Origin of the sequence: Rhodopila sp. (genome assembly GCF_965276935.1) — a bacterium.
In the GTDB taxonomy this organism is placed as follows: Bacteria; Pseudomonadota; Alphaproteobacteria; order Acetobacterales; family Acetobacteraceae; genus Rhodopila.
In genome coordinates this window covers 1799709-1824882 of sequence record NZ_CBDIBS010000003.1, presented here as the reverse complement: position 1 = coordinate 1824882, position 25174 = coordinate 1799709, and the positions used below count along the sequence as shown (strand labels likewise).

The 25174-nt window shown below is 64.2% G+C and carries 24 protein-coding genes; 7 read left to right on the top strand and 17 right to left on the bottom strand.

Translation table 11 applies throughout. The annotated features are described in order from the left end of the window. A partial coding sequence (locus ACQY4S_RS16340) for an ISAs1 family transposase (RefSeq protein WP_428486242.1) occupies positions 1–531 on the bottom strand: 531 nt, incomplete at its 3' end. Between the two features lie 188 nt (positions 532–719). On the opposite strand from ACQY4S_RS16340, the gene ACQY4S_RS16335 reads away from it, so the two are divergent. After that, complete coding sequence (locus ACQY4S_RS16335; RefSeq protein ID WP_428486294.1) at positions 720–1625, top strand: SDR family NAD(P)-dependent oxidoreductase; 906 nt, start codon at positions 720–722, stop codon at positions 1623–1625. Positions 1626–1853: 228 nt separating this feature from the next. On the opposite strand, the gene ACQY4S_RS16330 is transcribed toward ACQY4S_RS16335, so the two are convergent. From ACQY4S_RS16330 to ACQY4S_RS16265, 14 genes are all read right to left on the bottom strand, one after another. Further along, the gene (locus ACQY4S_RS16330) at positions 1854–2402 is read right to left on the bottom strand and encodes a hypothetical protein (protein ID WP_428486241.1); all 549 of its coding nucleotides are present in this window, start codon (positions 2400–2402) and stop codon (positions 1854–1856) included. Positions 2403–3784: 1382 nt separating this feature from the next. After that, positions 3785–3979, bottom strand: a complete 195-nt coding sequence (locus ACQY4S_RS16325) for a hypothetical protein (RefSeq protein ID WP_428486240.1) — start codon at positions 3977–3979, stop codon at positions 3785–3787. A gap of 28 nt (positions 3980–4007) precedes the next feature. Then, a complete protein-coding gene (locus ACQY4S_RS16320; protein ID WP_428486239.1) occupies positions 4008–4811 on the bottom strand; it encodes an SDR family NAD(P)-dependent oxidoreductase in 804 nt (267 codons plus the stop codon). Between the two features lie 41 nt (positions 4812–4852). Further along, positions 4853–6499, bottom strand: coding sequence for a flavin-containing monooxygenase (locus ACQY4S_RS16315; protein WP_428486238.1), 1647 nt, complete (start codon positions 6497–6499; stop codon positions 4853–4855). 73 nt (positions 6500–6572) lie between these two features. Continuing rightward, entirely contained in the window at positions 6573–7358 is a 786-nt protein-coding gene (locus tag ACQY4S_RS16310; protein ID WP_428486237.1) for a class II aldolase/adducin family protein, read from the bottom strand. Positions 7359–7393: 35 nt separating this feature from the next. Further along, positions 7394–7846: a Zn-ribbon domain-containing OB-fold protein gene (locus ACQY4S_RS16305; protein WP_428486236.1), complete on the bottom strand. Its 453-nt coding sequence runs from the start codon at positions 7844–7846 to the stop codon at positions 7394–7396. Positions 7847–7922: 76 nt separating this feature from the next. Beyond that, the gene (locus ACQY4S_RS16300; protein WP_428486235.1) at positions 7923–9101 is read right to left on the bottom strand and encodes a thiolase family protein; all 1179 of its coding nucleotides are present in this window, start codon (positions 9099–9101) and stop codon (positions 7923–7925) included. Continuing rightward, complete coding sequence (locus ACQY4S_RS16295; RefSeq protein ID WP_428486234.1) at positions 9098–10243, bottom strand: thiolase family protein; 1146 nt, start codon at positions 10241–10243, stop codon at positions 9098–9100. Before ACQY4S_RS16295 ends, ACQY4S_RS16300 begins: the two co-directional genes overlap by 4 nt. A 173-nt stretch (positions 10244–10416) precedes the next feature. Beyond that, complete coding sequence (locus ACQY4S_RS16290; protein WP_428486233.1) at positions 10417–11292, bottom strand: cyclase family protein; 876 nt, start codon at positions 11290–11292, stop codon at positions 10417–10419. Beyond that, entirely contained in the window at positions 11289–12698 is a 1410-nt protein-coding gene (locus ACQY4S_RS16285; RefSeq protein WP_428486232.1) for a class I adenylate-forming enzyme family protein, read from the bottom strand. The genes ACQY4S_RS16290 and ACQY4S_RS16285 overlap by 4 nt, the downstream gene beginning before the upstream one ends. 12 nt (positions 12699–12710) lie before the next feature. After that, the gene (locus tag ACQY4S_RS16280) at positions 12711–12884 is read right to left on the bottom strand and encodes a hypothetical protein (protein ID WP_428486231.1); all 174 of its coding nucleotides are present in this window, start codon (positions 12882–12884) and stop codon (positions 12711–12713) included. Between the two features lies 1 nt (position 12885). Then, on the bottom strand, positions 12886–14106 hold the full coding sequence (locus ACQY4S_RS16275; protein WP_428486230.1) for an ABC transporter substrate-binding protein: 1221 nt from the start codon (positions 14104–14106) through the stop codon (positions 12886–12888). A gap of 62 nt (positions 14107–14168) precedes the next feature. Further along, positions 14169–15059, bottom strand: a complete 891-nt coding sequence (locus tag ACQY4S_RS16270; RefSeq protein ID WP_428486229.1) for a TauD/TfdA dioxygenase family protein — start codon at positions 15057–15059, stop codon at positions 14169–14171. Between the two features lie 25 nt (positions 15060–15084). Continuing rightward, the gene (locus ACQY4S_RS16265) at positions 15085–16059 is read right to left on the bottom strand and encodes a hypothetical protein (protein WP_428486228.1); all 975 of its coding nucleotides are present in this window, start codon (positions 16057–16059) and stop codon (positions 15085–15087) included. A gap of 154 nt (positions 16060–16213) precedes the next feature. Here ACQY4S_RS16265 and ACQY4S_RS16260 point away from each other — a divergent pair, with 154 nt between their 5' ends. Beyond that, the gene (locus ACQY4S_RS16260) at positions 16214–16951 is read left to right on the top strand and encodes a TetR/AcrR family transcriptional regulator (RefSeq protein ID WP_428486227.1); all 738 of its coding nucleotides are present in this window, start codon (positions 16214–16216) and stop codon (positions 16949–16951) included. A 279-nt stretch (positions 16952–17230) separates the two neighbouring features. Next, a complete protein-coding gene (locus ACQY4S_RS16255; protein WP_428486226.1) occupies positions 17231–18307 on the top strand; it encodes an amidohydrolase family protein in 1077 nt (358 codons plus the stop codon). Between the two features lie 19 nt (positions 18308–18326). On the opposite strand, the gene ACQY4S_RS16250 is transcribed toward ACQY4S_RS16255, so the two are convergent. Further along, a complete protein-coding gene (locus ACQY4S_RS16250; RefSeq protein ID WP_428486225.1) occupies positions 18327–19169 on the bottom strand; it encodes an amidohydrolase family protein in 843 nt (280 codons plus the stop codon). Positions 19170–19292: 123 nt separating this feature from the next. Between ACQY4S_RS16250 and ACQY4S_RS16245 the strand changes: the two genes are divergently transcribed. From ACQY4S_RS16245 to ACQY4S_RS16230, 4 genes are all read left to right on the top strand, one after another. Next, positions 19293–20168 carry an SDR family NAD(P)-dependent oxidoreductase gene (locus ACQY4S_RS16245; RefSeq protein ID WP_428486224.1) on the top strand — a complete coding sequence of 292 codons (876 nt, stop codon included), beginning with the start codon at positions 19293–19295 and terminating at the stop codon, positions 20166–20168. 220 nt (positions 20169–20388) lie between these two features. Next, the gene (locus tag ACQY4S_RS16240; RefSeq protein ID WP_428486223.1) at positions 20389–21987 is read left to right on the top strand and encodes a GMC family oxidoreductase; all 1599 of its coding nucleotides are present in this window, start codon (positions 20389–20391) and stop codon (positions 21985–21987) included. A 67-nt stretch (positions 21988–22054) separates the two neighbouring features. Beyond that, positions 22055–22924 carry a TIGR03619 family F420-dependent LLM class oxidoreductase gene (locus ACQY4S_RS16235; RefSeq protein WP_428486222.1) on the top strand — a complete coding sequence of 290 codons (870 nt, stop codon included), beginning with the start codon at positions 22055–22057 and terminating at the stop codon, positions 22922–22924. A 43-nt stretch (positions 22925–22967) separates the two neighbouring features. Further along, positions 22968–23432, top strand: coding sequence for a nitroreductase family deazaflavin-dependent oxidoreductase (locus tag ACQY4S_RS16230; protein ID WP_428486221.1), 465 nt, complete (start codon positions 22968–22970; stop codon positions 23430–23432). A 208-nt stretch (positions 23433–23640) separates the two neighbouring features. Here the strand turns inward: ACQY4S_RS16230 and ACQY4S_RS16225 are convergent, their stop codons facing one another. Then, the gene (locus ACQY4S_RS16225; RefSeq protein WP_428486220.1) at positions 23641–25164 is read right to left on the bottom strand and encodes an ABC transporter substrate-binding protein; all 1524 of its coding nucleotides are present in this window, start codon (positions 25162–25164) and stop codon (positions 23641–23643) included. Positions 25165–25174 lie beyond the last annotated feature (10 nt).

Sequence of the window (25174 nt, the reverse complement as noted above, 5' to 3'; positions counted from 1 at the left end):
GCCCATGGCATCGATGGTCACCAACGCGCCGGCCAGTTCCAGACGACGCAGCAGCACAGGAATGGCGGTGATCTCATTGGATTTCGCCGACACCGCCTCTTGTCCAAGGACCAATCGCTGACGCGTCGCCCAGGCGGACACCGTATGCAGCGGCAGACGCCCTTTGCCGCGGGCATGGCTGCGACGCGAGGTCTTGCCATCGATCGCGATAATCTCGGGCGTGTCAGTCCGCAACCCGTCTACCCAGGTCAGGAAACATGTCTTGAACAGCTCAGGATCAATCGCCGCGATCACGTCGCACAATGTGTCGTGGCTCGGGATGCCGTGCTTGAACGGCAGAAAACGGCGGAGGAAGCCCTGGCGTTCGCTGCCCCACAGGCTGATTTCGACAAAGTCGTCCGCACCGGCGATGGTCCCGCAGAGCATCAGCAACAGGATTTCCGGTAGAGGATATAGCACCTTCGTCGCTTGGCGCGGGTCCCGGAGGGCCGCGAAGTGGGACAAGAAGCAGGGCTGGCTTGGCATGGACATAGAGACCTCCTGATGAGAGGCTTCCTATGAATCCGATTCTAGCCCGCACGGGAATCCCTCAACCACTCAAGCGATCGCCCTGGATTGAGGCCCTGCATGGCTCGACGTTTCCTTCTCCGCCGGTCATTCTGCGGCGTGGCGCCCGATCGGGCAAACCGGCGGCAAGGGGAGGCGGCATCGTGGCAGGCATGATGGAGGGGAAGGTGGCGGTGGTCACCGGCGCCGGCGGCGGCGTCGGGCGGGAGATCGCCATCATGATGGCCGGGGCGGGCGCCAAGGTGATCGTCGCGGATATCGGCGCGTCGCTGTCCGGCGAAGGCGGCTCCGCCTCACCCGCGCAGCAGACCAAGGCGCTGATCGAGCAGCAGGGCGGTTCGGCCGAAATCTGCACCGAGTCGGTCGCGGCCTGGGGATCGGCGCGGAAGATCGTGCAGGCGGCGCTGGATCATTTTGGTCGGATCGATGCGGTGGTGAACAATGCCGGCATCCTGCGCGACGGCATCTTCCACAAGATGACCGAGGACGACTGGCTGTCGGTCATATCCGTGCATCTGAACGGGTCGTTCTTCGTCTCGCGCGCCGCGGCGGAGCATTTCCGCACGCAGGAGAGCGGGGCGTTCGTGCACATCACCTCGACGTCCGGGCTGGTGGGCAATGTTGGCCAGGCGAACTACGCCGCCGCCAAGCTTGGCATCACGGCGCTGTCGAAGTCGATCGCGCTGGACATGCGGCGCTACAACGTGCGGTCCAATTGCCTGTCGCCATGGGCCTGGAGCCGGATGACGAGTTCGATCCCCACCAGCACGCCGGAACAGAAGGTGGCGGTGGAGAAGCTGCAGCGCATGACGCCGGATAAGAACGCGCCGCTGGCGGTGTTCCTGTGCTCGGATGCGGCGAAGGACGTCACCGGCCAGGTGTTCGGCACGCGGATGCACGAGCTGATCCTGTTCAGTTCGCCGCGGCCGATCCGCATCGTGCATCGGGCGGAGGGCTGGACGCCGGAGAGCATCGCCGCGGTCGCGGTGCCCGCGCTGCGGGCGGGGTTCATGCCGCTGGATACGTCGGAGACGCTGTTTGATTGGGACCCGGTGTAGCCGCTGCACAGACGGTTGGACGGGCTGTGGGAGCGATCTTCTTGGCTTCCCGAGGACACGACGGTCTGGTTTCGGCGAAGATCAGTCTGCTTCCAACGGCCTGCTTGGGGCGGACTGCAAACATTCGGGTACTCGGGTAATACACTGGTTGGAGGGGACACAACCGATATCTGGAAACCCCGACTTATAATGACGGGGCTTATGGTTTTGACGCCTCGAAGACGTAGACTACTTATCCCAGGTTCCACCCTCCAGCTTGAGTCCGTATTTGGCTCGTGCCACCCCGATGAATTGTTGTATTGTTTCGGCATATTCCTTGCGGCACGGCTCGCGATCACCAACCACAAAAAGGAAGCCCATTTTCCCTGATCGATAGTAAATACCGATGCCGCGCACGCCACAGTTAGAGGCAAGAAGGGAAAAGCCGGAATTTCCCTCCCATGGAGTTACCGACGCCTCGACTGACTGTAGATATTCCAGTTCCCCCGAAATTCTTGCATCGACAACACGTGTGACGCAACCGGCAATTGCGCCGACCGATGAACTGAGGCGGCGGTGAGTCAGTGCCTCCATAGCATTGGAAATTTCGGCAAAGTAATTTTCTCCCATGCTTTGAACCAAGGGGACGATACGGGAAGTGCCATCAGGCTGTTGAACGTGGCGTACTGCGGGGGCGGAATAGGGGCGCTCCAATTTCCTCATGAGCTTATATTCGGCGGCGTCACCGATGTAGGCTCGGGCGCAGTAGATCACTCCGTCACGTGTGATCAGCGCCAATTTTTTCCCCTCCGCAGTGAGCTGCAAGACGAGAAAATCGCAATCGGGTGCCGGTGCCGCCAGGGCTAACCCACTATACGACGCGAAAAGCTCTTCACATGGATCTATCAGGGGGTTTGCGCTCAGCTTGGCATGCAGCGTCCCGATGAGATCAAGGGATGCCGCAACATCGCCGGCGAAGGCAACCGAGTAGTGGGATTGAGAACTTGAATCTTCAGTGCGTGGGATTCCCCATTCACTGGGCCAATGCGCCCCTTAAGATCGAACTCGAAGCTAAGAAGCGTATCAGCGACCAGAAAGCCGATATCCGGCGTTGCGCATCCTACGACAAGGGTCATGAGCGGATCACCTTATCTCCTCTGTCTCGCCTGTCTCTCTCGCATGTCGGACCGGTATCATAACGTTTTAATCAACCGCAGCCACATATACAGGTGGGCGGTTTGGGCTGGCCTTTATATCTGATAACGCGCTCCACCATATAGCTGCAGTAGCGAGACTATGGCCGCCCTATACGATGGCTGTTTCATGGCGCCCGCTCTGCGAACATCCTCTCTTACGCCCACAAACCGTCTACTGTCGCGAATGTTCGCAAAGAGGTTGAAAAAAGCTGCCCGCTCAGGCCTCATCTCGGTTGACGGACAATTAACAAGGGCGCGCCTTGACCTGCAACCTGTTGAAACCGCTACACTAAGATAATAAACCGCATCCCGGTCTGGGCCGGTGATGTTGTCCGCTTGCAGCACAAGGCGCTCCGACACCCGGTGCCGTTACCCGAGGGGCAGAACCATGTTTTCCAAACTGGCCGCAGATTAAGTGGAATACCTGCGGATGGTATCCACCGCCGTGTTAGCGCTGGGGCTCGCAGCCTGCTCAGCCACGGACCCAATCCCCTCGCCCCTGCACGACGGCCGCTATGTTGGGACGCGGCAGTCCGATCGGCTGGAGGCCTGTGGCATTACTGAACGGCAGGGCAGCCTCGCGGCACAGGTGACGAGCGGTCACTTTGCCATGTCCTTGTTCAGCCGTAGGACTCAGATGACGGGAACCGTGGGTGAGGACGGGCGTGTCCGTGCCTCGGGGATCTGGTCCAATCCGACGGGCGGCTTTCCCGGGGTGACGGTCTTGGATGGCGAAATTCGTGATAACGTCCTGGACGGAGCAGCCACGGATTTCCGCTGCCATACGGATGTGCATTTGCGGCGTGTTATGCCATTGCGGAAACACGCCAGCGGGCGGGTCGCCCCACCTGCCAGGCATGAGTAGCATACTTGATGGCCGCGGCGAGACACGATACCGAAACCAGCACCAGTCGTCGCCACGGGTCTAGCGCGCGGCATGAACTGACGCCAGACGTGCTTCAGATAGCGAAACCGCTGCCGCGTTTAGCGCGATTTCTTGCAGAGCTTCCTGGCGATCTCGAACATTTCCTCTGGCGCATAATCTGGTGCGAACGCACCGTTGTTGCCAAGCAGTTCCGGCATTTTGCCACCCCCTGATGGCTCGTCGGCGGCGGCTTCGTAGAGATCTTGGTTGCTACAACACGAAAAGGTGCTTTTCGCCAACTTATAGGCGATCAAGCTCCGCCTTCCGTGGTTCGTCGCTCGTCTAGTTCGCGGTCATGCCGCCGTCGATCACCAGTTCACTGCCCGTCACCCAGGCCGCTTCGTCGGATGCCAGGTAGAGGCAGCCCATGGCGATATCGATCGGCTTGCCAAACCGGCCGAGCGGCGTGGCATCCATGCGGGCCTTGCCGCTTTCATTGCCGAGCAGGCCGGGCCGCGCCATTGGCGTGTCGACGAAACCCGGATGAATGGAGTTCACCCGGATCTGGTCCTTGGCATACTGGATCGCGACGGACTTGGAGAAGATGCGCACCGCGCCCTTCGACGCGTGATACGCGGCATTGGCGAAAGAGCCGACGATGCCGCAGATCGAGGAGATGTTGATCACCGATCCGCCGCCCGCTCGCTGCATAGCGGCGATCACGCCGCGGGTGCCGAGGAACACGCCGGTCGCGTTGACTTCCATGATCCGGTTCCAGCCTTCCAGCGTCTGGTCCGTCAGCGACGTGCCGGCGATCGTGCCGGTCTGGACCGTCACGCCCGTCGGCCTGCCAGAGATCCCGGCGATGTTGCCCAGCACGTCGACCTTGCCGTATTTCGCCTCGGCGGCCTCGACCAGCGCGGCCCATGCCGATTCGGAACAAACATCAAGCCGCTGGTATTCGGCGACGCCGCCGGCATCGGTGATTTCCTTTGCAACCGCCTGTCCCAGTTCGTCCTGCACATCGCACAGCACGACGGAGGCACCTTGATGCGCGAAGACCCGGGCCGTCTCGGCGCCGATGCCTGAGGCCCCGCCGGTCACAATCGCTACCTTGCTTGCAAGCCGCTCGCCACGTTGGGTCATTGTTTCCTCCCGTTGGTTTCCCTGAACAATCCTGCCGAACGCTACCGCGACAGCAGGAAGCCTTCGTAGCCATTGCTGGCCACCGCGTCGCATTTCCGCTTGTAGCCGGAGAAGCCGCCGACATAGGGCATGAACACCCTGGGCTTGCCGGGGATGTTCGCGCCGACATACCACGAATTCGCCAGCGGATAGAGCGTGCTGTCAGCGACGTCGTTGACGTGCCGCACCCAGTCGTCCTGCGCCTGCCGGTCGGCTTCGATCCGGCGGTAGCCATGCGCGCGCAGATGTTGCAGGCAGTCCGCGATCCAGTCGGTGTGCTGCTCGATCGCCAGGATCATCTGTGTCTTCACCGACGGACTGCCTGGGCCGGTGACCACGAACATGTTGGGAAAACCGGCCATCATCAGCCCGAGATAGGTTTGCGGGCCGCCTTGCCATTCGTCGGCCAGCACGCCGCCACCCCGCACGCGGATGTCGATCTCTCGCAGCGCGCCGGTCATGGCGTCGAAGCCTGTCGCGAACACGATCGCATCGAACGGGCCATGCTCGCCGTCGCGGGTCCGCAGGCCAGTCGTGGTGATCTCGGTGATCGGGTCGTCCTTGACGTCCACCAGCGACACATTGTTACGGTTGTAAGTTTCGTAGTAGTTGGTGTCCAGGCATAGCCGCTTGGTGCCGATCGGATGGTCTTTCGGCGCCAGGATCTCCGCCACGGTGGGACTGCGGACGATGCCGCGGATCTTCTGGCGGATGAATTCCGACGCGGTATCGTTCGCCGCCTGGTTCACCAGCAGATCGGTGTAGGAGTAAAGGAAACTGATGCTGCCGCCTTCCGCCCATTTCGCCTCATAGGCACGCTGGCGTTCCTGCTTGGTTGTTTCCAGTGCGGATTGGGTTGGCGCGGGATGGCCGGCTATGCCGAACGGTGTGTCCAGTGCCGCGCGTCGACGCTGCTGGTACTGTTCCTTGTGGCGGCGTTCCTTTTCGGGATCGAGCGGGGCGTTGCGCGCCGGCAGGCTGAAGTTGGCGGTGCGCTGGAACACTGTCAGATGGTCGGCTTGCGCAGCGATCAACGGGATCATCTGCACGCCGGAGGAACCGGTGCCGATCACCGCCACGCACAGGCCGGAGAAATCCACGCCTTCGTGCGGCCACAGGCCACTGTGGTACCACTTGCCCTGGAAGCGCTCCAGGCCCTTGAAGTCCGGCACGCGTGGGGTCGACAGATTGCCGCTTGCCATCACGCAGAACCGCGCGCTGATCGTCTCGCCCTTGTCGGTCGTCAGGGTCCAGCGGTTGGTTTCGGCATCGAACAGTGCTGCGGTCACGCGCGTGTTGAGTTCGATGTCGCGCCGGAGGTCGAAGCGGTCCGCGACGTGGTTGATGTAGCGCAGGATTTCCGGCTGGGTGCCGTAGCGCTCCGGCCAGGTCCATTCCTGTTGCAGGTCGTCGGAGAACGAGTAGGAGTACTCCATGCTCTCCACGTCGCAGCGCGCGCCGGGATAGCGGTTCCAGAACCAGGTGCCGCCGACGCCTGAACCGGCTTCGAACACCCGCACCGCAAGCCCCAGCGCGCGCAGCCGATGCAGCGCATAGAGGCCGCCCAGGCCGCCACCGACCACCACCACATCGTACTGCCTCGGCTGTGGCGTGGCAGTGGCGCGGGCTTCTGCCATCGTTTCGGACATCTTGGTTACTCTCCAATTTGCCAACCCGCGGAAACGGCCTGGCGTTTCGACAGCAGTATCAAGCAAGTGAACGTCAGTGGCGGTAGCTGTCATCAATCCGGTCGAGCTTGCGCATCAGCGCGGCGAACTCGATCTCACCCTCGGCGTTCGGCTGCATGGCCTGGTAGCTGTCGAGGTCGGCGGCGGAACGGTCGGCCACCTCCGGCGAGACTGGCGCCAGGGTTCCGGCGGCGGCTGCATCCACCTGGACCTGGCATGCGCGTTCCAGACGATAGAGTCGCAGGAAACAATCCGGGACGGTCTTGCCGACCACCATCAGGCCGTGATTGCGCAGGATCATCGCCTTGTGCGGCCCAAGCGATCGCACGATACGCTCGCGCTCGTCCGGATATAGCGACGCACCCTCATACGCGTGGTAGCCCAGCCTGTTGTGGAACACCGTGGCGAACATGGAGATGGGAAGCAGGCCCTCCCGCAGCGCGGCGATCGCCATGCCGGCCCGTGTATGGGTATGCATCACCACATGGTTCTCGTTCGAAGGGGTCATGTGGATCGCCGAGTGGATGATGAACCCGGCGTAGTTCACCGCGTGTTCGCCGCCGCCGACGACCTGGCCGTCGACATCGATCTTCACCAGGTTGGACGCCGTGACTTCCTCATAGTTCAGGCCCCACGGGTTGATCAGGAAGTGGTTTTCCGCGCCGGGAACGCGTGCGGTCAGATGTCCGTAGATCTGTTCCGTCCAGCCGTAGTGCTCGACCAGGCGGTAGGCCGCGGCGAGCTTCACGCGTAGGTCCCATTCGGCCTGGGTCATGTGGGCGGTGGTTGGACGTTCGGCGGTCATGCTGTCGTCTTGCATACGATGTCTCCGCTTGTGCCGGTCAGGTTGTGCCCTCAGGCGATCTCGTACCAGAAATCCAGCACGTCGCCGGTCCGCTGTTCGGCGAATTTGGTGATGACGCGGGTGCCAAGCTTCAGCTTGGCTGCCGCCTTCGCCGGGTCCGTCAGATCAATGCCCTTGAAGAAGCCGCCCAGCGCGGTGTCGGCACCATCCAGCAGCACGTAGCCAAATGCATAGGGCGGATCAGGCAGGTTCTGGAATTGCTCATACACGATGGTGAACGTCTCGATGCGTCCGCCGGGTCCGACCTCCACCCACTCGGTCGTCGGCTGCAATGTCTGGTCGGAGAACGAGCGCGGCGGCACCAGCACGCGACCCGAGGCGGCACAGCGCCGGCCATAAATCTTCGCGTTGTCGCGGATCTGGGCGTAGAACCAGCTCGCGGTCTCGCCCAGCGCGTGGTTGTAGGTGATGTTCCAGGTTTCCTGGCGGGTCATCAGTTCCATTGTTGGTCTCCCTAGAGCATGATCGCGCTGAGCGGAACGTTCAGGGCGCATGAGTCGTGCGATCGAATAAAATTGGCTACGCTTCCACGATCATTGTCCCAAAGAACTGATGATCGCCGCCGTTGCCGCTGGCAATTCCGATCCGCGCGCCCTCGACCTGGTGCGCGCCGGCGCGGCCCCAGACCTGCAGGGCGACTTCCGCCACGCGGATCATCGCGGTGACGGCGATCGCGTTGGTGCACAGGGTTCCGCCCGAGGGGTTCACCGGCAGCCGGCCGCCCAGCTCGAACTGTCCTTCACGCAGCATCGCGATGGACTCGCCAGGCTTGCAGAAGCCGGCCGCGTCGATCGCATGGTATTCGGTGTTGCTGAACGGCGCGTAGAGTTCGGCGACATGCACCTGCTCATTCGGGCTGGTGATCCCCGCCATCTTGTAGGCGCGCTGGAAGGACCGGGCGAGCGCGAAGGCGTCGGCATGGTCCGCCGCGGGGTTCTTGCCCATCCGGTCACCCAGCCAGTACGACTCGGAACAGTGGGCGAGGCCGGTGATCCATACCGCGTCCAGCTTGCGCTCCTTGATGAAGCGTTCGGATGCCAGAACCATCGCGCCGCCGCCGCTTGACTGCGGGCAGCAATCCATCAGCTTTACTGGCCAGGCGATGTAGCGCGACGCGAGCACGTCGTCGATGCTGACGACCTTGCGCAGATGCGCGTTGGGATTGAGCGCGGCCTGCCGGCGGTTCTTTACCGTCACGCGTGCCATGTCTTCCTCGGTCAGGCCGTAGAAATCCATGTAGCGGATCGCCGACATGCCCAGCATGTTGATGGTGCCGAGGGGCAACTGCCGCTCATAGGTCGGGTCCCAGATCTTGTTCAGCACGGTCTGGGAATCGCCGCATTCGCCGACCTTGTCGGCGCCGGCGGTCAGCACGACGTCGCAGGCGCCGGAGGCGACGTGGTAATATGCCGCCGCGACGCTGGAAATCCCGGTCGCACCGCCGGTGTTGATGCGCAGGAAGCGCTTGTTCCGCGCACCGACCGCATCCACCCCCAGCCGCTCGGCGTTGCCGATGCCCACCATCGCGTCCGGCGACAGCGAATAGACAACCCCCTGGATGTCGTCGAACGCCAGCCCGGCGTCGTTCATCGCCAGCACGACAGATTCCCGCACCAGGTCCGGATAGCTTGCATCATCGCGGCGCGCGGTGAACGCCGATTGTCCGATGCCGATGATGCCGACGCGATCGGTGCTCATGCCTGTGCTCCCTGCTCGCGGCCAAATACGATGGCCGCCTGATATTGCATGGCGAAGCCGCTGCCGCCGTGCGCCAGGCCGTTGCGCGCATTCGGGTGCTGATGCTTGCCGGCATGTCCGCGCACCTGATTGGCGACCTCGGCGAACCGGATCAGGCCGGTGCAGAACACCGGATTGAAGGTCTGCACGCCGCCGGACAGGTTGACCGGCAGCCGACCATCCCGCGCGAATGTTCCGTCGCCGGCACGGGCCGCCCAATCCTGCCGGCCGCACAGGCCCAGCGCCTCATACGCCAGAAGTTCGGCATAGGGCGTCGCATCCGTGATCTCCACCACATCAAGCTGCGTGAGCGGATCGGTGATGCCTGCCTCGGCATAGGCCTGTTCGGCCGCCGCCCGCAGGGCCGGCGCCGAACCCAGGTCACGGTCCCCCAGGAAACTTGTTTCTGTCGCCCAGCCCATGCCGCGGATCCAGGCCACGTCTTGCATGTTGCGTTCCGTAATGAAGTCGGCCGTGGCCAGCACCAGGGCCACGCATCCGGTGACCGGACTTGTCGTACTGCCGGCCACCAGTGGCCAGCGCGCCGGTCCGGGTGCCGGACGTTCGGCTGGATCGGGATAGGCGACGTCACCGTGACTCCGGTTCTTCGCGACCACCGTCGCCGCCACGTCGTGCAAACCGGGAACCGTATGCTCCAGTGCCGCCGCCTGCAGCGCATGCGCCGACAGTTCGTCCAATGGCAGCCGCCGGTGGAAATATGGATCGGCACCGAGACGTTCGGCCTCCGGTATCGAGGAGGCTTCCGTCGGGCTCCACGCGACGACGAGCTGTGTGCGGAACTGGCCGGAGGCGACGCGCAGCGCCCCCAGGATGAACGCGTGTTCCGAGCCGGATGGCGTCGACATGATGTCGCGGCCGACCCCGCCCACGGCGGCGGACGCCATCATGACCGAGATCGCTCGTCCGTCGAACTGGTCGTTGCAGCCGACAACAATGCCGTCGATGTCCTCGATCGTGATGCCGGCATCGGCCAGCGCCTGCTGCGCGGTGTCGTAGATCACTTCCTCCAGCGATCGATCCCGGCCGCCGATCGCCGGCCGGATGGCGCAGCCGATCACGCCGGGTTGAACTTTATACGGCATCGTGTCGCTCCCTAGTTGTCATTTCGCCTCGTGGGGCGGGCGGACAGGCATCGGCCCACGCCGGAAACAGGACCTGGGCCATGCGGCGTGATCCGAGCAGGCGCAGCCCGCCGCTTCGCCATGGTTTGATCTTCACCACCTCGGCACCCATGAGCTTGGCAAGGGGCGGATCGCTAGACAACGGCGACTGGCGCCAGCGGGCTCCCGGTGCCGCCGACCAGCGGAAGCGGGGATGCGACGAACAGGAACTGGCCGCGGTCATGCGCTGCCAAGGGTTGCAAAACGAGGCCTTCCAGCAAGGGAATGCCGAAGTCACGGATCAGCCGCTGATGCACGGGAAAGACGGTTCCCGCCGGGAAGGGAATTGCCTCGATGGCGAAGTTGTCCGCACCGACCATGGCAACACCGGCTTCCGCGAGCCACAGCGCGGCCTCGACATCGATGCCCGGTTCCTCGTCGAATGACACGTCTGCCACAGGCGGCAGGCTTTCCTGCCAGCCGGTGCGGATCAGCACCGCGTCACCGGATTCGATTGTCAGCGATGCCGCTTCCGCCGCCTGGATCAGGTCGCCGCGGCCGATCGAGGCGCGTCGGCCGAGGGGACCGCCATGCAGGCGAACCAGGTCGAGCAGAACACCGCGCGTCACGATCGGCGGCATCTTGTCGATGCCGCAACGCAGTGCGCCGCTGGTGCTGCGCGTGCCTTGGCCAGGAAAGCCGTTGTAGAGGCAATCGTCGCACCAGGCATGACACAGCGCGTCGATATGCGTGCCGATGTGCAGCGGCATGACAACCGTGTCCTCGGCGAACTGAAAACCGCCCGGACGGCGCGCGCCCGCGGCGTAATCGCCGCCGTCGCGCCCCATGAAATGCTGGATGCCGGCGCGATGTTTCGGCACCGGCGTACGCGGCGAAAGCGGCTGCGCGAGGCTGACGGCTTCTCCGGTCCGCACCAGGGCGGTGGCACGTCGCACCTGCTCGGCACCGATATGGTTCAGCGCGCCGCGCTCGTCGTCGGCGCCCCAGCGTCCCCATGCCTCCTGGCTCATGCGGGTGCCTCCGCGTTACGGCCGAGGTCCGCCGCCATCCGCTTCAGATCGCGCCGCATCAACTTGCCGGTTGGCGTGACCGGAAGCGCGTCTCGGATCTCGATAATGTCAGGCACTTTGTAGCGCGATGCCACGGCGCGGCAGTGCGCCGCGAGTTCATCGGGCATTAACCTGCTGCCGGGCTTCGGCACGACAAAGGCGGCCAGAAGTTCGCCCTGCTGACGATCGGGAACGCCGACGACGCCGGCCTGTGCGACAGCGGGATGGCGCATCAGCACGTCCTCGACCTCCGCGGGAGAAACGTTGATGCCGCCTTTCTTGATCATCTCCGACACGCGGCCGGCGAACACCAGATGTCCATTGGCGGTCAGATGGCCGCTGTCGCCGGTGCGGAAGTATCCATCATGGGTCAGTGCCGCAGCATCCTGGCTGGCGCTGCTGCCGAGGTAGCCTCGCAGGATGTAGCCGCGCACCTCGATCAAGCCGATCTCGTCCGGCACCAGGGTTGCGCCAGTCTCCGGATGGATGATGCGAATTTTCATCCCTGGCAGTGGCGGTCCCTGGCAGGCGGCGCGTTGCTCCAGGGGCCAATCATGTGGCGTGACGCAGCAGTTCCCGTAGCTTTCGGTCTGGCCGTAGATGTTGCAGATCTCGCGGGCGCCGAGGTTGGTTGCCGCGGTGATCACGTCCTGCGGGGAGCCGATGGTCAGGCCGGTACGCAGCGTGGCGACGCGGTCCGGCCGGAAGCTGGGATGCGACACGATGGCCGCGGTGATGGAGGGCAGCGTGTACAACGCGGTGCAGCGATGGCGCTCGATCAGCGTGATCGCCTCGGCTGCCTCGAACCTGGACTGCAGCACCAGCGTGGCGCCATGCGTCAGCACCGCGGACATCGCGTTGGCGCACCCGAATGACCAGAACAGCGGCGGGGCCAGCAGCACACGGTCATGCGGCTGATAGCCCTGGCGTTCGCCGATGTTGAAGCCGTTCTCGATGATGCCGTAGTGCGTGAGCGGAACGGACTTTGGCCGGCTGCTCGATCCCGACGTGTAGATGGCAACCGCGTCGTCCGCGGCGCTGGGTCCTGCACCGGGCGGCAGCGGCCCGACCGGTTCGGCCGCCGCCAGTTCGGCATAGGATTTGAAGGCGCCAGCTTCACTTTTGCCCAGCAGAACGACGTCGCGCAGATGCGGGCAGGCGGCGGGATCTTGTATCAGCGTACGGAGGTCAGCGGCGAAATGCTGGTCGCCGAAGCGATCCAGCGCAAGCAAGACAGAAACGTCCGAATCCGCCAGCAGCCAGCCCAGTTCGTCGCGCGTCGACCAGGTGCTGAACGCTACCACGACGGCACCCAGGATCGTTGCGCCAAAGCACGCTTCCAGCCATTCCACCCGGTTGTTGATCAACAGGCCGACGCGCTAGCCGCGACGCACGCCCAGGCCGCGCAGGCCCGCGGCGATCCGGCCCGCCCGCCGTGCGAGGTCGGCGTAGCAGATAACGCGATCGCCACAGATCACGGCTGGGCCGGCGCCGTGGCGCTCCGCCTGCTCGAACAGCAGGTCGGCCAGTGTCCGGCTGTAGGGTGCTCTCATGTCAGGCCGGGCTCAGCGGACAGCCGAACAGGCCAGCCGGTGGGTAGGCATCCGGCGTTGGCATCGTCCCGATCAGGTTGAAGAGATCCCAACGGTGCTTCGCCGCCGCCGCGGGCTTTACCTCCCACAGATACATCGTGTGCGGCACGCAGCCGTTCGCCATGATGCGAACGTTGCTGTTGTAGAAGTCGTCCAGCGGAAGCGCCCGCATCTTCGCGGCCGTGGCGTCGGCGTCGAGCGTGCCAGTGGCCTTCACCGCCTGCAGCCAGTGCAGCACGCCGGCGTACATCCCGGCGTTGTACTCGGTCGGCGGCTTGCTCATTTTCGCCACGTAGCGTTGCGTCCAGGCGCGCGTCCCCGGCGACTGGTCCCAGTAGAACGAGTTGGTCAGCACCAGGCCCTGGCAGACGTCCTGCCCCAGAGACAGCACGTCCGGAACCATCATCAGCAGCGTCGCCAGGCGTTGGCCGTGCTTGACGATGCCGAACTCGGCCGCCTGCTTGATGCAGTTCCGCAGATCGGTGCCCGCGTTCGCCAGGCCGATGACCTTGGCGCCCGAGGCGGCTGCCTGCACCAGATAGCTGGAGAAGTCCGCGGTGCCGAGGGGCGCGCGCACGCCACCCAGCACCTGGCCCCCGGCCTGCTTGATGAACTGCTCCGTGTTGGTCTGCAGCGAGGTGCCGAATTCGTAGTCCGCGGTGATGAAGAACCAGGTATTGCCGCCGGCCTTGGAGAGCGCCCCGCCGACGCCTTTCGCCAGAGCGTAGGTGTCGGCGGCGAACTGAAAGCCGTAGGGCGAGCACTGTTTGCCGATCAACGCGGTGGCGGTCGGCGTGCTCATCAGGAAGATGCGCTTCTTGTCACGTGTGATCTGCTGGATGGCCAGGCCAGCCGACGATGCGGCGCCGTCCGCCAACACATTGACGCCCTGATCCGTGATCCACTCGCGTGCCAGCGCGCTGGCGATGTCCGCCTTGTTCTGGTCATCCGCCTGCAGGACTTCGATCGGACGGCCGAGCACCGATCCGCCAAAATCCTGCACCGCCATCTCGGCGGCGACCTTGCTGCCCGGGCCGCCCACGTCCTGGTACGGGCCGCCCACATCGCTGAGCAAGCCGATCCTGATCGGCGCCGAGGCGGTCTGCGCGCGAATGATCCCGGGTTTGGCGAGCGGCGCCGCCGCCAGGGTGCCGACCAATGTCCGGCGTGTCATCCTGGTCATTGTTGTTCCTCACCCGCTCCGGCGTTGCCGGTTACCGGCTGCTTTGTGCAGAGGGTTTCACGTCACCCGGCCATGACCCGATCCTGGCCCATGATGGTGGTGCGGTGCATGACCCGGCGCTCATGCGGATCGAACGGCGTGACCTGGTGCATGCTGCAGCGATTGTCCCACATCAGCACCTCGTCGGTCTCCCAGCGGTGCGTGTAGACGAAACGCGGATCGGCCGCGATTTGGGTCAATCGCGCGATCAGCCGCTTGCCATCCTCGGCCGTCATGCCTTCCACCGCATCGTTGTAGATCGGACTGATGTACAGCGACTTGCGGCCAGTGATGGGATGCTTGCGGACCATCGGCTGCCAGACCGGCGGCATCGCGGCCTTTTCCGCCTCGGTCAGCGGCTTCAGCGCGGCTTGCGTGTGCATGTGGCCGAAGTTGTGCTGCGCCTTGCGACCATCGACCTGGCGCTTCAAGTCTTCCGGCAGCGCGTCGTAGACCAGATACATGTTGGTGAACTGTGTTTCACCGCCGGTGCGGCTGACCTCGACGCCATGCAGCAGGGCGCCGGTGCAGGGGATGTCCCGGTAGCTGCTGTCGGTGTGCCAGAACTGTGCCAGCGCCACCTGCTGCGCGACGGGATGGTCGGGCGGCATCAGGATGCCGTCCTCGTCCACGTTGGAGACCCGGAAGATCTCCTGCACGCGTCCCGAACGGATGATCTTCTGGTGGAAGATCTCCGGCTCGCCAAAATAGCGGGTGAAGGCGACGTGTTCGGCATCCGAGATGTGCTGGTCGGGAAACACCAGGACGAGGTGTTCCATCCAGGCATCCTGCAGTTCGCGCGCCGTGTCCGCATCCAGCGGCCGGCGCATGTCGATGCCGCGCACCTCGGCGCCCAAGGCCGGGTGCAGTCTGCGAATTTCAAGGCGGGAGATGGCTTCGGTCGGGGCTGACATGGCGTTACCTTATTCCGGAAGCAAATCAAACGGATTGGGTGGCCTGCGCGGGATGTTCGGCGAATTCGAAGCCCATGGCGCGGGCGTGGTAGAAGATGCCGCCGTCCTGCACGATCAGGAACATGGCCTGCTCGTTACCGCCGTTGTGGTGCGAATGCACGGCGGTTGGCGGCGTGATGCTGGTCGCCCATTGCGCCCAATCCTTGCGGCGGCCGTCCATCACCGAATAGCACTGCGTGCCCTTGATGATCAGGCTGACGGCGACCGAGTTGTGGATGTGCGGCCGCTGCGACTTGCCGCCCGGCAGCGAGTTCATCGCCACCGTCAGGGTGGGCAGGATGTTGCGGCTGGCTTCCTGTTGAGCCGAGGAAAAGATCAGCGCCGAACCAGCGGTTTCCTCGGTGCGGCCGATCTCGTAGAGCAGGCCGATCTGGCGTGCGATCTCGTCGGCGGTGAAATGCACGATCGCCGTGGGCGCGTCGCCGTCCGCCGGTGGACGCAGATGTTCGAAAGCAAGCTGCGGCTCGTTGGTGACGATCCACAACACGGCGTCGGCCGCGGCCGTATGGATGTAGGACGGACCACCCGGCAGGATGAACAGGTCACCGGCGTTCCAGGTAATCCGTTCGCTGCCGCTATCGGTATGGCCGGCGCCGCGGATGACGTAGCAGATGATGCCGCTGGCGGCGAATTCGGTTGTCAGCGTGTCTCCGGCCCGGATGCGCGCATAACGGGCCAGCACCAGCGGCGTGGTGGCCGGAAACGGACAGGCGAGCTGTTGCGACAGATCACAGGCGGTCAAGCCGGTTGGCGCGGCGGGGTCCAGCGCAGCGACGGCCTCCGTGGTGAACAGGTAGTCGGGAACTGGCGGCAACTGAACATCAAAGGCGTTACCGGTGTTAAAAAAGCGGCCACGCGCCTGCGCCGCGGTCGTCGGCTCGCTGGCTCGCTGTGCCGGCATCTCGGCGATATTCCGTGGACGGCCTGTCGTTTGCGACATGGCTTTTTCTCCCTTCGGCCTTGATGACGGGAGGGTGGATACCGCCAGCTAAAAAGTCAATCACCTGATTTAATCACTCGTATGATTGAGACTGGCGCCTCGCCGTGCTAGCGGGACATTCCGGGCGCCGTGCGTTCGGCTGCAAGGGTTGTCCATGGATCAGATCGCCACGACCAACTGGCCTCGCGCATCGGGCAGCGCGCCCGGCGAGCGTGCCCGGACCCGCATCCTCGATACGGCGGAGGCACTGTTCGCCGAGGCGGGTCCGGCGGCGGTAACGCTGCGCTCTATCGCCGCCGCCGCGGATGTGAACGTTGCCGCGGTAAACTACTACTTCGGCTCCAAGGAAAAGCTCTTCGAGGAGATGTTCGTCCGTCGCATCGTGCCGCTGAACGAGGAGCGACTGGTTCGATTGACGGCTTGCAGCGAAGCCGCTGGCGGCATGCCGACGCTGGAGGACATCGTTACGGCATTTGTCGCGCCGGCGCTGCAACTGACGGATGCGGCCAATGCCAGCGCGCGTGCCATCGTCGTGCAATATTCGCTCGGCCGCGTGCTGGCGCTGCCTGAAGTAAACCAGATGCTGGTGCGCTACTATGCGCGGGTGCGAGAGGCCTTCGTGGCCGCCGTGCAGCGCGCGGTGCCGTATCTCGCGCCGCATGAGGTGATCTGGCGTTACTACTGGATGGGCGGCAGCGTGATGGTGGCGCTGGCGGTGCCGCCAGGAATGGTGGAGGCACCGGGCGGCACCGTCGGGTCAGCCGGTCAGGCACGACATCACACGATGCAGGGCGAACTGATCGCTTTCCTGGTTCAGGGGATCAGGGCATCCAGCGGCGCTGGAGCGGGCTTGCCAGGCAGCGGCGCTGCCGTGTCGATCAGGGGTGTCTGACCGCCGCGACCATGTGGAAACCGACCTTGAGAGCGCTGTCGGGTGACCGGGCCTAGGCGATCCAAGATGGTTGGTCGCGGCCCAAGATGGTTGGTGGCGGCAAGGGAATTGATCCGACCGCGGAAGATATCGGTTCGCTCGCCGCATGCCACTTGACGTCAGGCCGCCGGCCTGCGACCGAAGTTACGTTCGCGGGCAGCCTTCGCGGCTACACGGCAAGCAGGCGGTCACTCCTGGTTCGGCTCGCGCGGTGATCGATCAAGCATGGGGGGAATTGACATGCCTATCGGCGGCGATCTGCTCAGCAGCACTATGGCCGGCATCGCATTTATCGGCTGTGCGATGACGGCCATAACACCAGCACCGGGCGCGCAGGCGCAGGGACGGCGGCGCGAGGTCGTGGTCAACGGCAAGCGCATCAAGACCGTCGATGTGCACGCCCATTGCATCGTCCCGGCAGCCGCGGCGCTGATCCATCACCCGCTTGAAGCGCCGGGATTGCTGATGGCCGACACCAGCACGCGCATCGCCGCGATGGACGCCCAGGGCATCGATGTCGAGGCACTCAGCATCAACCCCTACTGGTATGGCGCCGAACGCGACGCCGCCGCGGAACTAATCAAGGTGCAGAACGAGACGCTGGTGGAATTCTGCGCCGCCAGCCCCGACCGCTTCGTCGCCTTCGCGACGGCCGCGCTGCAACATCCCGATCTCGCCGCGGAACAGGTCGAGTACGCCGTCAAGACGCTCGGCTTCCGCGGCGTCGGCGTCGGCGGCAGTGTTGCCGGCGATGAACTGTCCAATCCGCGCTTCCATCCGTTCTGGGCCAAGTGCGAGGAGCTCGGCGTTCTCGTCTTCATGCATCCGCTCGGCACCCGCGAGCTGGAACCGAGCGGACGGCTGGCCGGCAGCGGGCTGTTGACGAACACGATCGGCAATCCGCTGGAAACCACGATCGCGTTGTCGCACCTGATCTTTGAGGGCACGCTGGACCGTTTTCCGGGGCTGAAGATCTGTGCCGCGCACGGCGGCGGCTTCCTGCCGTCCTATGCCAACCGGTCGGATGCGGTGTGCCGGACGTTCCCCGATCGGGTCGGCAAGCTGCCGAAGAAAAATCCGACGGCGTATCTCAAGGATGGTCAACTCTACTTCGACACGATCGTGTTTACGCCTGAAGCCTTGCGCCACCTGATCGCGGAAACCGGCCCCGGCCAGATCATGATCGGGACCGATTATCCGTTCCCATGGACCAGCACCGAGGTCGATCTCGTGCTCAATACGCCGGGGCTGGCGGACGACGAGCGGATCGCGATCCTCGGCGGAACCGCGGCGCGGCTGCTCGGCATCGCTTCCTGACCTGCGGCAGGTTCAACGATCAGGCTTTCGACGGCGACCAGTCATAGATCTTCCGCAGACTCTCACCCATCAGGGCGATGCGGTCGCTGTCGGACAGCCGGTCGGTGACGCGAAACGCTTCCACGCCCTGCTGGTATGTCAGCAACGCGACCGCTCGCGTCCAGTCGGTGCCCCACATGCACCGGCCGAAGCCGAAGGCGTCGAAGATGCGGCACAGCGGATCCCACAGGTCGTTGTAGGGGAACGGCTGGTGCGACAGCGTGCAGGCCCCGCTGATCTTGACCGCGATGTTGTCGTGCCGCGCCAGGTCCAGCAGCTTTGGCAGATCGGCGAACGGCGCCACGGGCGCTGGCGGCTCGAACGGCTGTTGCAGCCCGAGGTGGTCGATGACCAGCCGCGTGTCGGGATTTCGCGCCGCCAGCAGTCCGGCCTGCTCGAGGCGCACCCAGCACAGCAGGTTGACTGGGAGTGAGTGCCGAGCGGCAGCGGCGAGGATCCGGTTGAGGCCGGGGTCGGCGGCATCTGTCGGCACGTCTTCCCGCAGCATGATCCGAATGGCGACGGTGCCCTTGGTGGCAGCCCAGTCGGCGATGGTGTCGGCGACGCCCGGATCGGCCGGGTCGACCGGCTTGATCAATCCGAACCGGCCGGGATGCGCCGCATGAACCTGCAGGGCATAGCTGGCATCGTAGCGATACATGGCGAACGGCGAGACCAGCAGTGCACCGTCGACACCGACGGCATCCATGGCAGCCACCATGTCGTCGCCGGTCACCTCTGGCGGGCCTTGGAGGAAGCCAGTCCAGGGGCGCCCAGGGTGGTTGCGTTCATAGGCGTGAACCTGCGCATCAATCGTCACCATGACGTCTATCCTTCCCCCTGAGCCGTCCTTGTTCATTCCCGCGGCGGCACGCCATGTCGCGCCGTAACGGGGTTCGCGAGCAAGGCTGACACCGATCCGCGGTGATGAGCAAGCCGACTGAGGGTGGAGACGAACGACATCCCGGTGCATTATGCCCATGACGAACGGATGACGTTGTTTGAAAAGGGAGCGTACGCGATGACGCTGAACGAGGAATGGGGCCTGGTGGGCAAGGTGGCGATCGTTACCGGGGGCGGCGCGGCCGGTGACGGCATCGGCAACGGTCGCGCCGCCTGCATCCTGCTGGCGCGCGCCGGCGCCCATGTTCTGGTGGTGGACCGGGACCTGACGCTGGCGGAGCGCACCGCCGCGATGATCGCCGACGAAGGTGGCACCGCGGCCGCCGTCTCCTACGACGTCACCGATGGCGGACAGTGCGGCGCCATGGTCGCGGATGCGGTGTCTCGCTGGGGCCGGCTTGATTGCCTCGACAACAACGTGGGCATCGGCAGCAAGGGCACCGTTGTCGAGGAATCCGAGGAAAACTGGGCGCGCGTGATGCACGTGAACGTGGACAGCATGTTCCTTGCGTGCAAGCACGCCATCCCCGCGATGATCCGCACCACCGGCGGCGGATCGATCGTCAATGTCTCCTCCATCTCCGCGCTGCGCCCGCGCGGGTTGACGGCCTATACCGTTTCCAAAGGCGCGGTCATCGCGCTGACCAAGGCAATCGCGGTCGATCATGGACCGCAGGGTATCCGCGCCAACTGCGTTGCCCCTGGCCCGGTCTTTACGCCCATGGTCTACGGCCGTGGCATGACGGAGCAGGCGCGCGACACCCGCCGCCAGGCCTCCGTGCTGGGGCTTGAGGGTACCGGATGGGACATCGGCGGCGCGGTTCGCTTCCTGCTTTCCGATCAGGCCCGCTACATCACCGGCCAGACCCTGGTCGTGGACGGCGGCGCAACCCTTGTCGGGCCCAGCCGCGCGTCGTAGAGCGTTGGCGTTGGGTTGAAACGTTCCTTCCGGTTTGGCCGCGGCGTCGTGGGGCGCGCACTGACTAGCCGGCTGTTGCGCGATCATCAACTGACGTCTTTGATCTGCCGCCGGAACGTCGTGCCCAATTCGGCATTGGCGCATGGCGGCTTGCTAATTTGGCGGGACCGCGAGCGCAAGGTATTGACACCTAAAGATAGAAGAAAAGGGGGAAAGCCAAATGGAGAGCCAGACTTATGACTATGTCATTGTCGGTGCCGGGTCGGCCGGATCGGTGCTTGCCAACCGGCTGAGTGCCGACGCGAAGCACAAGGTGCTGGTGCTTGAAGCGGGGCGGGAAAGCCATCCCTGGTCGCGGACCCCGGTCGGCTTCGCCAAGCTGATCGAGAACCCGGACGCCAACTGGCTGTACTCGTCAGAGGCCGAGGCCGGCACCGGCCAGCGCCGAATTCCCGTGCCGCGCGGCAAGCTGCTGGGCGGCTCGTCCTCGATCAACGGAATGGTCTTCGTGCGCGGCCAGTCGCAGGACTACGACACCTGGGCGCAGCTCGGCAATCGTGGCTGGAGCTATCGCGAGGTGCTGCCGATCTTCCGGGACATGGAAAGCTACCAGGGCGACGCGGACGACGAGTTTCGCGGCCGCGGCGGGCCGCTGAAGGTCACTGAAAGCAATGAGAGCGGCGCGCTTTACGATGCCCTGATCAAGGCGGCCGGCGAGGTCGGCATCGAGTATACCAGGGACTATAACGGCGCCAAGCAGGACGGCATCGGCATGACCCAAGCGACAATTCGCAAGGGCCGCCGCATGAGCACGGCGTTCTGCTACCTCGATCCCGCGCGTGGCCGCCCCAACCTGACGATCCAAGCCAACGCGCACACCGAATGCCTGCTGATCGACGGCAGGCGCTGCGTCGGTGTGCGCTACACCATGAACGGACAGCAACACGAAGCCCGCGCGAACCGCGAGGTCATCGTCAGCGGCGGTTCGATCAACTCGCCGCAGCTTCTGGAACTGTCCGGCATCGGCCAGCCGGAACGGCTTCAAGGCCTTGGTATCGAGGTCCGCCACGCGCTTAAGGGGGTTGGCGAGAACCTGCGTGATCATTACTCACCACGTATGAAATGGACGGTGCCGGCCTCGCTCGGCGTGACCTACAACGACAAGGGACGCGGCCTCGGCCTGGTGTGGCAGGCATTGAAATACGCGCTGATGCACAAGGGGCTGCTCGGCTTGCCGGCGTCGCCGATCCGCGCCTATGTCCGCACGCGCGTTGGGCTGGACGCGCCGGATGCCGCGATTTCGTGGATACCCTTTCTGGCCGGTCCAAATTTCAAGCTCGCGAAAAACTCCGGTGTCACCGCGATCATGAACATCCTGCGCTCGGAAAGCACCGGCAGCATCCATGTTTCCTCGAATGCGCCGAACCAGCCACCGACGATTCGTTTCAACTTTCTCAGCGCCCAGCTCGATCGTGAGGTAACCCTGGAAGCGATGCGTATCACCCGGCGCATCATGACCGCACCCGCCATGCAGGGCATCGCCACCGACGAACTCGCGCCCGGTGCGAATATCCAGGCCGACGACGAATTGCTCGACTGGGTCAGGCAGAATGCCGAAACCACCTATCATCCGGTTGGCACATGCAAGATGGGCTCGGACCCGATGGCGGTGGTCGATGACCAGCTTCGCGTGCATGGCATGGCGGGGCTGCGCGTTGCCGATGCCTCGATCATGCCGACGCTGACCTCGGGCAACACCAACGCACCGTCGATCATGATCGGGGAGAAGGCATCCCGGATGGTGCTGGCGGCGGCATGACGGATAAGTTTGCAAGCCGGTTCCATGACGTTGACGGTTCAAGGACATCAAGACAGGGAGTATCAAGATGAAGATCGGTGTGTTCTCCACGTTCATGTCGCCGCTGGCGACACCGCGGATGATCCGTGATTTCGGCAGGCGAGCGGAAGGTATCGGCCTCGATTCGATCTGGATGGGTGAGCACGTCGCGCTGTTTGACAAGAACACCTTCGGCTACCCCAGCTCGAAGGACGGGCGCATTCCCGTTCCCGATGGCGGCGGCATGTTGGACGTGACCGCGACGTTCGGGTTCCTGGCAGCCGTGACGACCAGGTTGCGGCTTGGGACGGGGGTCGCCCTGGTGCCGCAGCGCAATCCGATCTATACCGCCAAGGAAATGTGTACGCTGGACTGGCTGACGGACGGACGGATCGATTTCGGCATCGGCGTCGGCTGGAACAAGGAGGAAGTCGAGGCCTGCGGCTACGGCTGGGAAGACCGCGGCGCGCGCTGCGACGAATTCCTTGAGGTCATGCGACGGCTATGGACCGAGCCGGTGGTGGACTTCGCGGGCAAATGGGTCAAGTTCGAGACCTGCCGGTTGGACCCCAAGCCGATCCAGAAGCCGCACGTGCCAATCATCGTCGGCGGCTATGCCGCGCCAGCCTTGCGTCGCGCGGCGCGCTTCGGCGCCGGCTGGTATGGGTTCAATCGCGATCCCGCCGGCATCAGGCTGATGGTGAACCAACTTGATGCGGCATTCGCGAAAGCCGGACGCGCGCGTGGCAAGGACTTCGAGATCATTGTCACGCCGCCGATCTCGATGTCGGTTGATGCGATGCAAGAATATGCGGATGTTGGTGTGGACCGTCTGGTCGTGAACCTTGGCAGCCAGCGGCCTGAACGAGTGGACGCTCGCATGATGGAGATCGAGACACTGGTGAAGATGGCGGCGTGAGATCATCCCGACGCCGGCCAAACCGTTACAAGGAGACACAGTGATGACCGAGACCAAGCTCGCACCTAACCTGCCGCAATGGATGAAGGACCATACCGACCGCTATCTGTCGAGCGGCGGCACCGACGGTCACATGTACACAATCTCCCGGGCCGGCATGCCGGATATGACGGTTCCATCCTTGCTGTTGACCACGACCGGACGCAAGTCGGGGGAGAAGTATCTGTTCCCGCTGTTCTACGGGCAGGCTGGCGGCGGCTACTTCGTGATCGCATCGAAGGGCGGCGCGCCGGAACATCCGGGCTGGTACCGCAACATCCTCGCCAATCCGACGGTCGAGATCCAGGTTGGAACGGCGACGATGCAGGCCCAGGCACGCACCGCAACCGGCGAGGAACGGGCGCGGCTTTGGGAGCAGGCGGTGGGCATGTTCCCGCCCTATGCCGACTACCAGATCAAGTCCCAAGGCCGCGAGATCCCCGTGGTCGTGCTGGATCCCGTGACCTAGAGCGCTTGCGCGGTGACTGGAAACGGGCATAGGCCTTTTCCCTGTCGTCATGGCCGGGCTCATATGAGGCCGGCCATGACGGCGGATGCAAATCGGGCGGTTCCAGTCAGCGTAGACACGGTCTAGCAGCCTGATCGCCTGAGGCTGACCAATCAAAAGACGTCGATCATGCCAGCCGACAGAAGAAGTGACTGCGGACCCCATCATCTCAGGTCAGATCGACATCCTCCAGCGTGTAGCCCGAGTAAAATGTCAGTTGTCCCGGCAAATTCCGGAAACCCTGGACGGCCTGGCGCATGGCGTAGGCCTGGGTGCGCAGCACCAGGAAACAGGCCGGTACCTGCTCAAGCGCCAGCTGCTGCACCTGGTCGTAGATCGCCTTGCGCTTGGCCTGATCAAACTCGGTACGGCCGGCGGTCAGCAACTTGGTCAGTTCCGGCGTCGGCAGCCGCGTGCTTCGCATGAAACCTGGCGGTTGAGACCCATCCAGCAGCGACGTCAGGCTGTCCGGATCATTGCTGTCGAGTGTCGTGCCGTTGATGGCGAACTCGTACTGGCCGCGATTGGCCAGGGTCAGGAAATTCGCCCAGTCCGGCAGCGCCAGTTGCACCTGGATGCCGATATCGGCAAGGTTCTGCTGCATCACCTCAGCCGTCGATTTGTGCATTCCGTTGGTGATGTTCGACAGCAACGTGCAGGAGAACCCGCCGCCGACGCCAGCTTCCGCCAGCAATTGCTTGGCGCGCGCCGGATCATAGGTCCAGACATGCGCCAGCTTCTCGTTGTAGTACGGGCTCGCGGCCGGGATCGGCATCCCGCCCAAGGTGGCTGCATGACCGTAGAAGGCGGCCTTCGCCACGTCCTCCCGCTTGATCCCGAGGGCCACCGCCTGGCGAACCCTGGCGTCCTGGAACGGTCCGCTCGCGCCATTGAACACCACGTACATGAACGGCCCATTAGTGCTGTCCATCTTCAGTTTCGGACTGGCGGCAATGGTGTCGATCGACTGCCACGGCACATATTCGATCATGTCGAGGTCGCCCGCCTGCAACGCCGAAACCCGAAGGTTCTCGTCCGCGTAGACGGTCATCCGGAGTTCCTTCAGCTTTGGCAGGCCGGCCCGGTAGAATTGCGGAAACGACGCGAGGCGGACCTCGATGCCACGCTCGTTGGATGTCATCACGAACGGTCCCGCGCCGATCGCGCCAACACCGGCATCGGGCGAGTCGCGTGAGATGATCGGCGCATGCGGCATGGCGAACCAGTACGGCAGCGACACGACCGGCTGGCGGGTGATCAGGCGAACGGTCATGTCGTCTGGCGTCTCGACCGAGACGATGTGCTGCATCGAGCCGCGCAGATAGGCGGTCGACTTCGGCGATGTCATCTGCTCGATGCTCCATTTCACGTCCGCGGCGGTCACCCGCTTGCCGTTGTGAAACGTGGCCTCCCGCAGATTGAAGCGCCAGCCTTGGCCATCCGCTTCCCAGTGTTCCGCCAGCTCGCCGCGCAGCGCGCCATCCTTCCCATAGGACAGCAGCCCGCGCCGCACGCAGACATTGACCGTGGCCGCGGAGGTGCCGCTCTGCTGCCACGGCAGGAAGCTGGGCGGATAGACCTGGAGTCCGTAGCGCAGGACAGACGGGTCGGCGCGGGCGGAACGGCCGGGCAGCATCGCCGCAAGCGGTGCCGCGGCCGCGCCTGTCATCAGCAGGCGACGGGTCAATGGCATGTCTGATCTC